Source organism: Luteitalea sp. TBR-22 (assembly GCF_016865485.1).
Taxonomy (GTDB): Bacteria; Acidobacteriota; Vicinamibacteria; order Vicinamibacterales; family Vicinamibacteraceae; genus Luteitalea.
This window is the reverse complement of the sequence record NZ_AP024452.1, coordinates 4,940,336-4,955,916: the sequence shown is the minus strand read 5'-3', so window position 1 is coordinate 4,955,916 and position 15,581 is coordinate 4,940,336. Positions and strand designations below refer to the sequence as shown.

Below are 15,581 nucleotides of genomic sequence, written 5' to 3'. Positions count from 1 at the left end.
GCGCGCTCGTCGGCCACCTTTAGCGGAGGCCCCCCTTGAAGCTCGCTCGCAGGCTGCACGTCGCGCTCACCCTGGCCTTGATGGCCTGTACCTGGCTGGTCCTCGCGCCGGCGGCCGGCGCGCAAACCCTCTATGGCACCCTGACGGGCTCGGTCACCGACAAGACGGGCGCCGCCATCCCCGGGGCGACGGTGACCGCCACCAACGAGGGCACCGGGCTCACGGTCGATGCGGTCTCCGACGCGGAAGGGGCCTACACCATCCGCAACCTCGCGCCGGGCTCCTACAAGCTCACCGCGTCGCTCCAGGGCTTCAAGACCTTCACGCAGACGGCGATCCCGCTGACCGCGGGCAACATCCTGCGCGTCAACGCGGAACTGGAGATCGGCGCCCTGACCGAGTCGATCACGGTGACCACCGAGGCGGCACTGCTCAAGACCGACAAGGCGGACGTGAGCGTGCAGCTGCAGCCCAAGGAGATCACCGACCTGCCGCTGAACCAGTTCCGGAACTACCAGGCGCTGATCAACCTGGTGCCCGGTGCGACGCCGGGTGCGTTCCAGAACTCGCAGGGCTCGACGCCGCAGCGGTCGCTGAGCGTCAACGTCAACGGCGTCAACCGCAACAACAACAGCACCCGCATCGACGGCGCGGCCAGCATCAACATCTGGCTGCCGCACCACGCCGGCATGGTGGCCTCGGCCGAGACGGTGGACACGGTCAACATCGTGACCAACAACTTCGACGCCGACACGGGCATGGCCGGCGGCGCCGCCGTGGCGGTCGTCACCAAGTCGGGCACCAACAACCTGCGGGGCTCGGCGTTCTTCTTCAACAACCGCGACGACTGGAACGCCAACACGTTCTTCAACAACGCCAACAAGCTGGCCAAGCCGCAGGTGACCAACTCGATCTGGGGCGGCACGCTCGGCGGCCCGATCGTGAAGAACCGGCTGTTCTACTTCGGGTCGTACGAGAAGTTCTACGAGGAGCGCGGCTTCCAGGAGACCTTCTCGGTGCCGACGGCGCGGATGCGCAACGGCGACTTCAGCGAGATCCTGGCGGCCTACCCGAACTTCCGCCTCTACGATCCGCTCACCGGCGATGCCAGCGGCAACGGCCGCGCGCTCTTCCCGGGCGCGGTCATCCCGGCCAACCGCATCAGCTCGATCGCCCGGAAGATCCAGGACGTCTACCCGCTGCCCAACGCCGGCGACCTGAACGGCAACCGCATCGCCGACGACTACGTGATCACCCGCGCGCCGACGTTCGACCGCAACAACTACGACCTGAAGGTCTCGTTCAACCGCTCGAGCGCGCACCAGATCTGGGCCAAGTACTCCTACCTCGACGCCGACGTGCAGGACCGCTTCCAGATCGGCTTCGACCAGGTCGCCCCGGCGCCCACCAAGGTGAACGCGCCGGTCGTCGGGCACACCTGGACGCTGTCGCCGACGCTCATCCTCGACGGCAACTTCGGCGTGACCTACAACGAGCAGGAGGGCCTGTCGCCCGACTACGGCACCAACTGGGGCACCGACGTGTGGGGCATCCCGGGCACCAACGGTCCCGACATCCGCCAGTCCGGTCAGCCGCAGATCAACACGGGCCTCAGCACGATCGGCAACTTCTCGTCGTGGAATCCCTACTTCTACACGACGTCGGTCTACTCGTTCTCGCAGGCCCTCACCAAGGTCGCCGGACGCCATGAAGTGCGCGTCGGGTACGACTTCAACAAGCTCGAGATGAACCACTGGCAGCCGGAGATCGGCATCGGCCCGCGTGGTGGCTTCACCTTCGGCGGCAACGTGACGGGCGCGCCGGGCTACCAGCCGATCGGTGGCTTCAACAGCTACGGCAGCTTCCTGCTCGGCCTCCCCAGTTCGATCGGCAAGAGCCTGCAGGCCGAGGAGATGACGACGCGCGAGTGGCAGCACGGCCTCTACGTCCGTGACCGCTGGCAGGTCAACGACAAGCTCACCCTCAACGGCGGTCTGCGCTTCGAGATGTACCCGACGATGACCCGCGCCGACCGCGGCATCGAGCGCCTCGACTTCTCGACGTGGAACGTGCTGATCGGCGGCCGTGGTGGCAACCCGAACGACGTCGGCGTCAAGGGCAAGCCGGTCTACGTGGCGCCGCGCCTCGGCCTCGCGTACCGCATCGACGACAACACCGTGTTCCGCTCCGGCTATGGCATCACCATCAACCCGATGCCGTGGTCGCGGCCGCTGCGCGGCTTCTACCCGGCCACCGTGGCCTACAGCAACACGGCCGCGGGCTTCAACTTCATCGGCACGCTCGAGCAGGGCATCCCGCCCATCGCCCAGCCGGACCTGAGCACGGGCAGCACCCGCCTCCCGAGCGGCGTCGACATGCGCACGCCGAACCCCGGCAACGTCGACCGCGCCACGCTGCACCAGTGGAACGTCACGCTGGAGCGCCGCCTGCCGCTCGACATCGTGACCAGCGTCGCGTACGTCGGCACGCAGAACAACGGCGGGTACGCCGACATCAACCTGAACTACGCCGAGCCCGGCACGGGCAACGCCGGCCGTCAGTTCTTCACGCAGGCCGGCAACGCCAACATCCTCGACTGGGGCGCGTGGACGACCAGCAAGTACCACTCGCTGCAGGTCGCGGTGAACCGTCCCTTCAAGAACGGCCTCCTGCTCAAGGGCGCGTACACCTGGAGCAAGGCGATGAACGAGACCGACGACGATGGGTGGACGGGCATGACCTGGAACATCCCGAGCCAGTACGCGCGCAACTACGCGCGCGCCGGCTACGACCGCACCCACATCCTGCAGATGGCGTTCGTCTACGAGCTGCCCTTCATGCGCGACAGCAGCAACATCCTCGCGTACATCGTCAAGGACTGGCAGATCAACGGCATCTTCTCGGCCTTCTCGGGCACGCCGTTCACCATCGGCGGCAACAACCCGCAGCTGCTCGCGCCGGGCGCCGGCGCCATCACCGCGAACCAGAGCGGCGACATCTCCTACATCAACGATCCGAGCCGCGACGTGAAGTGGATCGACACGTCGGTGCTCAGCAACCCGACGGGCCTGCAGTGGGGCAACTCCGGTCGCAACGCCTTCCGCGCGCCCGGCGTCTGGAACCTCGACTTCTCGCTGTTCAAGAACATCCCGATCGGCCGCTACCGGCTCGAGTTCCGCGCCCAGGCCGCCAACGTCCTGAACCACACGCGGTACCTCAACCCGGACACGAACATCAACAGCCCGACGTTCATGCAGTGGGTGGGCGCCGGCTCGTACGACGCGCCGCGCACCGTGCAGCTCGGCCTGCGGTTCGCCTTCTAGACTGCTCGCTCGGCCAGAAGAGCCCGGCTCTCCACGTGAGGGCCGGGCTTTTTTCGTGGGCACTGGTGATGCCGCGGATGATCACGGCTCACGGCGCAAGGCGCAGGGCTCAGGACTCAGGGCTCAGGGCTCAGGGCAGAAGGCAGAAGGTGGAAGGTAGAAGGCGGAAGGCGGAAGGCGGAGGTAGAAGGTAGAAGGGCAGAAGGGCAGGTGAAGGGGGGGCGGGGCAGGTGCAGGTGTAGGCGTCGCCCTTGGGCGACGCTCACGAAGGCCGACGGCCCAACGACGCAGGCCGCCCCGATTCACTTCGCCGCGAGGTACGCCGCCACACCGGCTCGCACCGGCACGGCCGCGACCCTCAGCGCACGCCGCACGTCCTCACCCGCGAGGTCCACGCCGCGCGCTTCGAGCAGTTCCGCGGCATGCGAGGACACCACGGCATCGTGGCTGGCGAGCGCCCTGAAGAGCGCCGGCAGCGATGCACCGTGGGCCTCGACGAGCCGGCCCGCGTAGTCGCGGGCCGACGAGAACACGCCGTCGCCATCGGCGTCGACGTAGATCGGCGCCGTCAGGGCGAACACCACCGGGCTCCACGTCGGTGCGGTGGGCTGGTAGGGCGTCGGGATCGCCCAGGATGGATCGGTGACGCCCGGCCCGCGCGCGATCACCACCACGTGGTAGTCGTGCCGCCGTGACGGCAGTGGCCAGCGAACGTCGGCCTTGCGCACCCGCCCGGCGAGGACGCCGCCGATGGGCGCGTGGGCTGCCTCGACGCCGTTCACGAACAGCGTCACGCGGTCGGCGCGCACCCACGTGGCGCCCGACACCGTCCCCTCCACCACCGTGGCGGCGCGCGCATCGACGAGGTCGCCGGGGCCGGCCGTACCGATCCGCGCCTCCGCGAACAGCCCCAGGCTCACCATCACGCGCCCCGCTCGAAGGCTCTCCACCGCGGTCGATACCGCGATGCGTCTGGCGTCCCCGTCCGGCGCGCGCACGTAGGTGCGCCCCTGACCGACGATGAAGCGACTCACATCGTGGGAGTCGCTGGCGCCGATGGGGGTGATGCGCAGGCCGCGATTGAGCAGCGCGAACCAGCTGCGGACGGGCTCCATCCAGTCCGACCGCATCGCGCCCGAGTTGACCACCTCCATCGCGGTGAAGGCGCGCGGCAGGTCGCGGCTCGCGCCGGTCGCGGCGTTGAAGTGGCTTCCGTCGAACGGCGTGAAGCCCGCGTGCGTGTCGTGCGGGTGGTTCAGCACGGTGACGGGGCCTTCCACGCCCCTGTGGCCGGCGATGGCGGGGAACACGTTGAAGTGCCCGGTCTTGGTGGTCACTTCCGTGCCGACCACGGGCGTCACCGATCCCGACGCGCCCGTCGCGTGCAGGGTGGGGGCATAGTCGGCCTGCACGTCGTGCTCGGTGGCGATGGCCAGTTCCACGCCCTCACCGGCCAGCGTGAGCGCCCGCTCGGCCAGCGAGGCGTCGCCGTGGCCGCTCACCTCGAGGGTGTGGATGTGCGTGTCGGCGGCGACCCAGCCGTCGGTGCGCACCTCCCTCGACAGGCGCAGGTCCAGTTCCCGCGCGTCACCGGCGCGGAGGGTGACGGTCGCCCGGTGCCGCCCGTACTCGGGTCCGCGCGTCGCGCTGATCTGGTAGGTGCCGGGTCGCAGGCCGACGATCGCCGGATCGGTGGCGACGTATGCGACGCCCGGTCGCACTGCCTGCCGCGGTCCGGGCAGCGGCCGCAGCGCGGCCAGCGATCCGGACTCGTCCACCACCGTCACCCGCGCCGGCAGCGGCTCCCCGTCGTCGCCGAGGACGCGGACGCGGAGCGACGCGGCGGTGAGAAGCGTCTCCTGCGGCACGGGCTCGAGGCGGACGTCGTGCAGGAGGATGTCGTCGCCGGGCGTGCGGCAGGCGATGCGCAGCGTGTTGGCGCCCTCGCGCAGCGCGCCGGCCGGCACCGGGAGCGCATGCACGAGGCTGGCCTCCATGCGCACCAGCGTGCCCAGCGGTCGGCCGTTCAGCTCGACGGCCCACCCTTCCTTGACGTCCTGCTGGCGCACGATCAGCGTGTACTCGCCGGAGTTCGGGCGCGAATCGAAGGTCAGCGTGAGGGACTCGCCGACCGGCGTCCGTCCCCTGAACCAGTCCCACTCGGGCCGCCCGGCGATGCCCAGGTGCGTGGGCTGCGCCAACAGGTCCTGTCCGGTGGCCGGTGGCCCGACCGCGGTGCCCGGCGGCTGCGACGCCGCAAGCGCGGCAGACACGGCCAACAGGGGCGCAGCCGCACCGAGGCGCGGCAGGACGCGGAGACGGGTGGGCACGGCGCCGAGTCTACCTGCGTCCTCCGGCCTTCGTCATTCGCCCTTCGGCCTCGGGTTCAGCATTCGGCATTTCAGGCTCCGGAACATGGCTGCCGGAACGAAACGAGCCCGGCCCCCCAGGTGGAGGGCCGGGCTCGGCCGTGAACGTTGTCAGCCCAGGGCGCCTTGCGCCCGGAGGCTGACTAGAAGGTGAAGCGCGTCATCACCTGCAGGTTGCGGGCCGGCGCGACCCCGTTGATGGCGCCGAAGCCCTGCGGCCGTACCAGGTTGCCGTTGTTGTCGTACGGCAGGTTGGTGATGGTCGGGTCGGTCAGGCTCGCGAAGTTCGCCGTCGCGTTGACGCCGGTGAACTGCGTGTGGTTCAGGGCGTTGAACATGTCGACGCGGAGCTCGAACCGCATGTTCCTCGGCAGCGCGAACGTCTTCGAGAGCGAGAGGTCGAGGTTGTTGATTGGCGGCGCGCGCACGAAGAAGCGTGCCGACTCGGCGCCGTCGCTGCCGGGCTTCGGCGGCGCGAAGCACGCGGTGTTGAACTGACGATACGGGTCGTCGCTCCAGCCGTTGCCCGGGTCGCAGGTCAGCACGATGCGTGCGTTCGGGGTGTCGGTGCCGGTCAGGTTGGTGGCGCCGATGCCGGGGATGTTGAAGCCGACGCCGTACGGACGCCCGCTCGTCCAGAAGTAGACACCCGAAATCTGCCAGTTGTTGGTGAACAGGCCCAGCAGCTTGGACTGGCTCAGTTCCGGCGTCTGATAGACGAAGTTGGTGGAGAAGTTGTGCGGGCGATCGTAGTCGGTCAGCGAGTAGTCGAGACGACGGGTCTCCGCTTCGCTCAGGTTCGGCACGCCGGCCGAGCCATCGGTGCTGTTGATGGCCAGGGCCTTCGACCAGACGTAGAAGAACGAGAACATGAACCCGTTGTCGTAGCGACGGTTGATGCCGGTCTGCAGCGAGTGGTAGTTGCCGTAGCCGGTGTAGTCCCACATCCGGATGTTGCCGTAGCCCGGGTAGGGCCGCAGCAGGTCGGCCGGCAGGGCCGTCGCCCCCGGCGTCGCGCTCGGGGCGCGCGTCGGATCCTGGTTGGCCGCCTGGAAGGTCGCGCCGAACGGCAGGGCGTTGATCTGCTGCTGGCGCAGCAGGTTGTCCGACGTGTTGCCGACGTACGCCAGGTCGAACATGAAGTTCTTGAACAGCTTGCGCTGCATGCCGATGTTCCACTGCGTCGTCTTCGGCGGGTTGAATCCGTAGACCGTCGGGTTCATCGCCAGCACCGGGTTCGGGTCGCTGCCGCCGGAGGTGAGGCTCTGCAGCGTTCCCCACTGGACCGTGGAGTTCAGCACGCCCGGGGCGTTGGCAATCATGTCGAACACCATGTTGCCCTGCGGCCGGTCGTAGAAGATGCCCCAGCCGCCGCGCAGAATCGTCACCGCTTCGCCCGTCAGGTCGTAGACGAAGCCGACGCGCGGCGAGATCTGGAACGCCGTGCCGTCCTGCAGCTCGGGGTTGATGCCCTGGCCGGCCTGGAAGGCGCCGTTGAAGCGGTTGGAATCAGGCGTCAGCCGGCCGATGAAGCGGCCCTCGACCGTGTTGGCGGCCGTCGGGGCGACACCCTGGGCGATGAGGCGCGGATCCATGCCGCGGCGATCGGCGCCCGAGCACGGATAGGCATTGAGACAGACCGGACGGAACAGCCGCGCCGCCTGCGACGCGTTGAACTGGTCGGGCAGGAAGTTGGAGGCCTGTTCGGTGTGGTCCCACTGCGGCGACAAGTGGTAGAAGCGCACGCCGTAGTCGAGCGTGAACTTCCTGCCGGCGCGCCAGTTGTCCTGCACGTAGTACTCGAAGTTCGTGTACCGCCACTCCGGGATGGCGAACTTGTTGGCCTGCGTGTAGGTGTTGAAGACGCCGGTCGCGGCATTGGCATACCCGTAACCGGTGTCGAACGGGTTGTTGGCGTCGTCGGCGAAGTTGATGGCGCCGTTGAAGCTCGCGAAGATGCTCTGCGGCTTGTAGCTGTTCTGGTAGTAGACGCCGGCCTTGGAGTTGTGCGAGCCCCACACCTTCGTGATGTTGGCGATGACGTCGTGGGTGATGTTCTCGTTGGTGAACGGCCCGCGGTCGGTCTGGTACTGGCCGGCGTTGGCGGTGCGGCCGCCACGGAACTGGAACCACGGCACGTAGTCACCCTGCACCGCATCCGGGAACAGGTAGGGCAGGCCGGCGGTACCGGAATTGGCGCGGTACAGCTTGTCCAGCTTCATGTCGTAGTTCAACGAGTTGGCAGCCCGACCCCAGCTGGCTTCGAGGGATGTCGAGTTGTTGAGGACCATCGTCGTCGACAGCATGTAGTTCTTGCCCGGCAGGCTGTGCTGCACCGGAAGCGGCAGCTGGTCGCTGCCGTTGCCAGCCCAGGTCGTACCGTAGGCCTGGAGCGGGGTGAAGTTGGTGTTCATGTAGCGGCCGGTCACGCGCCACTTGTCGGTGATCTGGTAATCCATCCGCAACAGGTCTTCACGCCGCGGCGAGCTGGTGGCGTCCTGGCTGGTGAAGTTCATGCCGGCGCCGAGGCCTGAAGCGTTGGGGTCGGGGTAGATGTTCAGAATCGCCAGGCCGGGCTGATACAGGCGATTGGCTGGAATCTTCCCGAGCACGCCGCCGTCCTGGAAGCAGCCACGCGTGTCGGCGGCAGTGCAGGGCAGCCCTGTGGTGTAGTCCCGGATCAGGTTGAAGCGGTTGCCGCTGGCGTCCACGCTCTGCGAGAAATCGCCCTGACGTTCGAGGGCCGTCGGCACGCGGGTCTCGCGCGCGCTGGCGAGCGGGTCGGTGCGGCGCTGGTACTCCTGGCTGAAGAAGAAGAACAGCTTCTTCTTCTCCTCGTTGAAGCCGGGGAAGAACACCGGGCCGCCGATGGTGTAGCCGCCGTCGTTACGATTGGCCTTGACCTTGGGAATCTCGGGAGTGACGCGCTTGTTGGTCCACGAGTTGGCATTCCAGTCGGAGCGGCGGCCATACCAGTAGCCCGACCCGTGGAATTCTCGCGACCCGCTCTTGGTGACCACCTGGACCTGGGCGCCGGTGGCGCGGCCGTACTCGGCGGCGTACGAGTTGGTGAGCACCTTGAACTCGGCGACCGAGTCGATGTTGGTGGTCGCCATGTTGCCGCCGTTGTCGCCGGTGTCGATGTTGGCGACACCGTCGATGGTCATGTTGTTCGAGTTCGGGCGCATGCCGTTGACGGTGAAGCCGCTGACCGAGCCGACTTCCGTGCCTGACGTGCCCTGGGGCAACGCGCCCGGCACGAGCCTGGCGAAGTTGAACAACTGACGGCCGTTGTTGGCGATGCTGGTGAGCGCCTTGTTCTCGAGCGCGAACGAGCGCTCGCCGTTGGTCGTCTGCAACTCGCTCACGCGACTGGAAACGGTGACTTCCTCCGACATCTGCCCGACCTCGAGCCCCATCGTCGGGACCGTGATGCGGTCGTTGGCGTTGACGACGAAGTTGGTCTGCTCGAGGGTCTTGAACCCCTGAAGCGCGGCGCTGAGCGTGTAGGTGTCGGGACGGACGATGGCGAAGGTGAAGCGGCCATTCTCGTCGGTGACGGCGGTCAGGGCGTTGCCCTGGGTCCTGCTGGTGAGAGTGACGGTGACGCCCGGGAGCATGCCGCCTTGCTGGTCGCTGACGCTGCCGGTGACGGAGGCGCTCGTGGTCTGGGCCCGAGTGCCCGTCGCTCCCGCCAGCACCAGGAGACCCGCGAGCGCAACGCGCACGAGGCCTTGGAGCCTTCGGTGGAAGGACATGGTTCCTCCTCGCATCGCGCACGCAAATGGCGATGCCGGTTTGACTCACAGTGAGACGAAGCGCGCCGACGATATCGACGTTGGATGGCAGTTGTCAAGCCACTGTTTGCGGGCGTGCCGAAGTGTCCTGTCAGCGCGGTCCGTACTCGCGCAGCAGGGCCACGCCCACCGGGTGCGTGGGGTTGCGCTGCAGCAGGCGCTGCACCGCCGCCAGGCCCTCGGCGGTGCGCCCGGCCGAGAGGTGCAACTTGGCGAGGGTGACCCAGGCGTCCTCGAAGGCAGGCACCCGTGCGACCAGATCCTCGAGCAGCGTCACCGCATCGGCCGCCCGCCCCTGCGCGACGAGCGCCAGCGCCAGGTTGTTGGCCGCCTCGCCGTACGCCGGCCGTCGCGCGAGCGCCTCGCGAAAGCGCCGTTCGGCCGTGACCAGGTCGCCGGCACGCCCGGCGATCAACCCGAGGTTGTTGAGCGCCTCGGGGAAGTCGGGTTGCAACTGCAGCGCCCGCTCGTACAGCGCCCGGGCCTGCTCCGGTTGGCCGCCGAGCAGCAACGCGTACCCGAGGTTGTTCAGCGCGTCCGGGTAGTCGGGTGTCGCGGCGAGGGCCTGCTTGAATCGCGCCACCGCGGCAGGGAGGTCGCCGTCCTGCGCCAGCAGCGTTCCCAGATCGTTGTGGGCTTCGGCCAGCTTCGGGTCGAGCGCCAACGCCGACTCGAACGCCTGCCGCGCCCGGGCCCGCTGCCCATGCCTGGCCAGCAGCGTCCCGAGGCGATACAGGATCGACGCGCTCGGACTCGATTGGGACGCCCGCTCGAAGGCCGCGATGGCCTCCGTCTCGAGGCCTTCGTCGAGCAACGCGCTGCCGTAGGGCAGCCAGTTGCGCATCGGCACCTTCGCATGGAACGTGCCGCCGAAGGGCAGCGCCCGCGCCAGCCGCGCCTCGTCGGGCGCCTCGATCGCGGCGGCGTCCCGCAGCACCGCGTCGGCGTCGATCGTGTCGCGCCACGCGCGCACGATGGCGCCGGACCCGTCGAGCAGCAGCGCTGCCGGCAGCGGCACCGGTGGCCGGTTCATGAACAGATGCCGCCACGTGATCGCCCACGTGTACGCCAGCTCGCGCGACGCATGGACGACCGGCAGGCCGGCAGGGGCCGCGGCACGCACACGGGCCCCCGCGTCGGGCGGATCGAGCGCGATGGCGATCGCCGTGATGCCTCCCGCCTCGAGGCGGCGCTGCGCGCTCGCCACCTCCGCGACCGCGCGCACCGACGCGGCTGCATCGGCCCGCCAGAGCACGAGCAGCGCCGGACGCCCCTGCAGGGCGGCGAGCGATCGCGTCGTGCCGGTCAGATCGGTTGCCGTGAAGGCAGGCGCGGGCACCGGGCGGTAGAACCACGTGGTCGTGGGTGGCGCGGCTGGCGCGGCACTCACGGGCGACGGTGGCGCCATGCTCGCGCCGCGCGTCATCGGCGTGGATTCGAGGGCTCCGCCTTCCACCAGGCGATACCGCGCGTCGATCGCGACGTCGGTGAACTCCTGCCGCAGGCCCGACGGCCACGTGACGACGACCTTCCTGATGGCACGGCTCGCGCCGAGCCCGACCAGCACCTCGCGCGAGTGCTGCGACAGGAAGCCGGACCCCGCCTGCACGAGGCGGGTCACGTGCACCGCGTCGGCCTCGACGTCCACCCGCGCGCCGATTGCGTCGCGGTTGCTCCTGGTGCCCACCAGTCGCAGGGCGATGGCCGGACGCGCCGGGTGATCGTTGCGGACGATCCGCAGGTGCGGCGCCTGCCGGGCCGCCATGATCGCCAGGTCGGGATCCCCGTCGCGATCGAGATCGAGGCTGGCAAACGATCGGCCGTCCTGGTCGAGGTCGAGGCCGGTCACGCCGGACACGTCGTCGAACCTCCCGGCGCGGTCGTTGCGGTAGAGCACGTTGCGTTGCCGGCTCGCGATCGACCCGTGCACCAGGCGCATGTTGATCGCCCGCCACGCGTCGTCGTACGGCGCGCCGGTGATGCGCGTGAGCGGCGAGCGGGCCACGACCTGGCGCCAGAAGTAGCTCTCGAGATCGCGGTCACCATCGCCGCGCGACAGCATGCCGTTGGCGACGTAGAGGTCCTGCCAGCCGTCGCCGTCCACGTCGAGCGCGTCGGAGGCCCAGGCCCAGCGGCCCATGGTGACGCCGGCCTCGACGGATCGATCGTCGAAGGTGCCGTCGCCGCGATTGCGGAACAGCCCGTTGCCGCGGGCGTGGCGCCGATAGGCCTCGCGCACGTCGGCCGGCGCGTCGGGCATGAAGGTCGGCGCCGCCGTCACGCGTTGCCCGGGGGCGGCCCACATGTTGCCGGTGTAGATGTCGAGGCGCCCGTCGTTGTCGTAGTCGAGGAAGGCGGCGCTCATGCCGGCGCCGTGGTCGAGCACGCCGGCGCGCGCCGCCACGTCCTCGAACCGCACGCGGCCGCCCTGTCGCCCGAGGTTGCGATAGAGGTTCTTGGTGCCGAAGTCGTTGGCCACCAGCAGGTCGGGCCAGCCGTCCTCGTCGAAGTCGGCCCACGCGCCGGCGAAGTGGTAGCGGTCGTTGCCGACGTCGAGCCCCGCCTCCGCCGTGGCGTCGACGAAGCGGCCGGTGCCGTCGTTGCGGAACAACACGCCGGGCGGGCCGTTGCGCGCATCGTGGTACGGCATCGGCGTGCCGGCCTTGTCCTCGCCGGCTCCGAAGAAGTACGAGTAGACGCACAGGTACGCGTCGAGGTGGCCGTCGCGGTCGTAGTCGGCCATCGTCACGCCGGTCAGCACGCCCTGCAGCGGCGACGCGAAGGTGAACGCGCCGTCGACCACCACGAACCGGCCCCGACCCTCGTTGCGCAGCAGCAGCGGTCGCAGGCTCGTCGCGAGCACGAGGTCCTGGTCGCCGTCGCTGTCGACGTCGGCGAAGAGCGACTGCGCGGTGTCGTCGAGCAGCCCCGCGCCGGACGCGTCGGTGACGTCCTCGAAGGTGCCGTCGCCCTTGTTGCGCAGCAGCCGGTTGGGCAATCCCGACGGCTGCGCGACGTACAGGTCCTCGAAGCCGTCGCCGTCGGCGTCGCCGACCGACACGCCGTGGTGCCCGTTGGAGTCGCGCGTCAGCACCGAGTCGAGGCGCGACATCCACGTGTCGAGCGGCACGGCGAACTGCCGCGCCGCCGCCGAGGCCTGGTCGATGGCGTGGGTCGTGACGTCGGCAAACAGCGGCCGCGCGCTGCGCGTCACCGTGTGCGCGGTCGCCACCCACTGCACCAGCTGCGACGCGTCATCGCCGGCCGTGGCACCCGTTGGGCTCGCGATCCGCGATCCCCGATCCGCGTTCCCCGCCGCCTGCCGTCGCCACAACATCCGCCAGGTGCCCACGTGGGCCCGACGCGCGCCGCCGGCGGCCTCGGTCACGATCTCGAAGCGGACGTCGGCGCGGAGGTCGGAGCCGCCCTCGACGGGCGCGATGGCCGTCACGATGAACTCCGCGACCGTGACGCGCGTGGCGCCGCCGACGAGGCTGCGCAGGTCGGCCAGGGTCGCCGTCGCGTCCTGCCGCGGCGTGGCATCCACCGTCGCGCGATGGATGGCGAGCGGCTCGGCGTCGGAGGGCGTGGCGTCGGCGTCGGGGCGGAGCCGCCCGCCGCGGAACTCCGGCGCGAACAGGCCCGGTGGCGGCGTGGCGCGGCCGGCCGGCGCGCGCAGCCATTGGCCAAGCTGCGCAAGCCGCGCCTCGATCCGCTCGGCGTCGCGTTCGAGCGGGAACGCATCCTTGCCGGCCTCGAGGTGCTCGAGGAATGGCACGAGCGATTCCGGTGTCGTCAGGGCCGGCTGGTAGACGGCCGGGCCCTGTTGCGCGGCGACCGGGGCGATGGCAAGCGCGAGGGCCAGCGCGAGGTGACGTGGTCTCATCGCGCCGCCCCCGGCGCCAGCCGCGCCTCGGGCGTGAGCGTGAGCCGGTGCAGCCGGTCGACCGGCAGGCCGGACCAGCGCCAGCGCGCCCCGCCGGGCATCCGGACGTCCACCTGAACGGGCGCACTGTGCGTCCCGAGGCCGACCAGCACCCGCAGGTCGCCCTGCGACATGAAGCTGCCGCCCGACCGCACCTCCCGCACGTACGACCGCGGGCCCGCCGTCACGGTGACCGTTGCGCCGATCGCCAGCCGGTTGCCGGTGGGCGCGTCGAGTCGCAGCGCGACCCAATGATGCCCGGTAGCCTGACGGTTCTCGAGCAGCGTCGGCGTGTCGTCCATGTTGCTCACCACCACGTCGGGGTCGCCGTCGTTGTCGAGGTCGCCGACGGCCATGCCGCGCGACACCCTGGCGACCTGCAGGCCCGGGCCGGCACTTGCCGACACGTCGCTGAAGGCGATCCCGCCGCGGTTCAACAGCAGCTGGTTCTTCTGCGCGTACTGCTCGTCCAGGTCGGGGAAGGCGGCGACGTCCGGGAAGATGTGGCCGTTGGCGACGAACAGGTCCTGACGGCCGTCGAGGTCGGCATCGAGGAAGGCGACACCCCAGCCCATGCGCGTGAACGTCGAGGTCGCCAGGCCGGCCGCCAGCGACGCATCCTCGAACAGTCCGTCACCCAGGTTGCGATACAGCGTGTTCCGGTCGTGCGCGAACGCCGTGAGCACGAGGTCCATGCGGCCATCGCCATCCGCGTCGCCAGCGTCCACGCCCATGCCGGCCTGTGCCCGCGCCTCGGCGTTGACGCCGACGCCGGCCAGCATGCCGGCGCTCTCGAAGGTGCCGCGGCCGGTGTTGCGATACAGGAAGTTCGGGTTCGAGTCGTTGGCCACGAACAGGTCGACGTCGCCATCGTCGTCGACGTCGGTCGGCACGACGCCGAAGCCGTACGCTTTCGTGTCGTCGACCAGGCCGAAGGCCGCCGTCGCCTCGCGGAACCGCCCCTCGCCGAGGTTCTCGAAGAAGAGGTCGGCCTCGCCGGGCAGGCCGGCGGGGCCCACCATGATGGCGGGACCGTTGCGCCAGCGGAGCGTCTTCCTCGCGCGCAGCACCTCTTCCCAGGAGGTGCGCACGTACCGCGCCACGTAGAGATCCAGGTCGCCGTCGGCATCGGCGTCGAGGAAGGCACACCCGGTGCTCCAGCCGTCGACCGCGACACCGGCGCGCGCCCCGATCTCCTCGAACGTGCCGTCGCCGCGGTTGCGATAGAGCAGGTTGGGCCCCCAGTTGGTGACGTACATGTCGATGCGTGCGTCGCCATCCACGTCGCCGGCACACACGCCGTTGCCCCAGGACGCGGCATCGACGCCGGCCCGTGCCGAGACGTCCTCGAAGGTCCAGTCGCCGCGGTTGCGGTACAGCGCATTGCGGTGCGCGACGCGCTCGCGCGTCGCGGTCAACTGCGCGCCCGTCACGAGGTAGATGTCGAGCCACCCGTCGTTGTCCACGTCGACGAGGGCCAGGCCGTTGCCCGGCGACTCGAGCACGTGATCCTTGGTGGGGCCACCGTCGAAGGTGCGCGTGGGCAACGGACCCCGCTCGACGAAGGTGACCGGGGAGGCTGGCCCGTCGGCCGACGGTGCGGCCGGCGCCGGGGCGGGCCCCATGGCCGACGCATGCCCCCCGTAGGCCTGCTCCTTCACCTTGCTCTGGCTGTAGCTGCCCTGGAAGGCGAGGCCGAGCGCCACCGTGCCGTCGACGGCGCGACGCACCCGCGCCAGCAGCGCGCGCAGCGATGCCTCGTCGACGCCGGTGGCACGACGCTGCGCCGGCAGGTCGGGGCCGGGGGCTGCGACGATCGCCCGCAGGGCGGCGACGGCGCGATCGAGGTCGGCGACCACGTCGGCGTGCAGCGTAGTGCCGCGGAGATCCGAACCGAGCGAGCCGAGCGCCGAGGCGAGGCGGTCCAGCGCGGACACCCCGGAGGTGGGCGCGTCGAGGCCGGCGACGATCGCGTCGGCCTCGCCGAGCAGGCGTGCGTGCCGCGTGTCGGGCGCCTGACCCGCGGGCGACTGCAGCGGCGCGACGACGGGGCCACGCGCGTCGGCCTGCGCGCAGAGGGCGGCGCACAACGCGCCCAGGAGCACTGCGCGCAGCCCGCCGGGGCCGCGCCTCGACCGAGGCGGGATGTCCACGACTGTCACCGTGG

At 70.0% G+C, this 15,581-nt stretch carries 5 protein-coding genes; 1 reads left to right on the top strand and 4 read right to left on the bottom strand.

The features are described from left to right. Positions 1-35: 35 nt before the first annotated feature. On the top strand, positions 36-3,323 hold the full coding sequence (locus tag TBR22_RS20650) for a carboxypeptidase regulatory-like domain-containing protein (RefSeq protein ID WP_239489725.1): 3,288 nt from the start codon (positions 36-38) through the stop codon (positions 3,321-3,323). Between the two features lie 302 nt (positions 3,324-3,625). Here the strand turns inward: TBR22_RS20650 and TBR22_RS20645 are convergent, their stop codons facing one another. The 4 genes from TBR22_RS20645 to TBR22_RS20630 all read right to left on the bottom strand — a co-directional run bounded on the left by TBR22_RS20645 (position 3,626) and on the right by TBR22_RS20630 (position 15,576). Beyond that, entirely contained in the window at positions 3,626-5,653 is a 2,028-nt protein-coding gene (locus tag TBR22_RS20645; RefSeq protein ID WP_239489724.1) for a CehA/McbA family metallohydrolase, read from the bottom strand. A gap of 182 nt (positions 5,654-5,835) precedes the next feature. Beyond that, entirely contained in the window at positions 5,836-9,450 is a 3,615-nt protein-coding gene (locus tag TBR22_RS20640) for a carboxypeptidase regulatory-like domain-containing protein (RefSeq protein WP_239489723.1), read from the bottom strand. Between the two features lie 130 nt (positions 9,451-9,580). After that, on the bottom strand, positions 9,581-13,375 hold the full coding sequence (locus TBR22_RS20635; protein WP_239489722.1) for an FG-GAP-like repeat-containing protein: 3,795 nt from the start codon (positions 13,373-13,375) through the stop codon (positions 9,581-9,583). Further along, positions 13,372-15,576 carry an FG-GAP-like repeat-containing protein gene (locus tag TBR22_RS20630; RefSeq protein ID WP_239489721.1) on the bottom strand — a complete coding sequence of 735 codons (2,205 nt, stop codon included), beginning with the start codon at positions 15,574-15,576 and terminating at the stop codon, positions 13,372-13,374. The genes TBR22_RS20635 and TBR22_RS20630 overlap by 4 nt, the downstream gene beginning before the upstream one ends. Positions 15,577-15,581 lie beyond the last annotated feature (5 nt).

What these genes read in the sequence shown, in the direction of transcription:
- TBR22_RS20640 (WP_239489723.1), bottom strand. Translation starts at nt 9,450, where the DNA reads ATGTCCTTCCACCGAAGGCTCCAAGGCCTCGTGCGCGTTGCGCTCGCG.
- TBR22_RS20635 (WP_239489722.1), bottom strand. Translation starts at nt 13,375, where the DNA reads ATGAGACCACGTCACCTCGCGCTGGCCCTCGCGCTTGCCATCGCCCCG.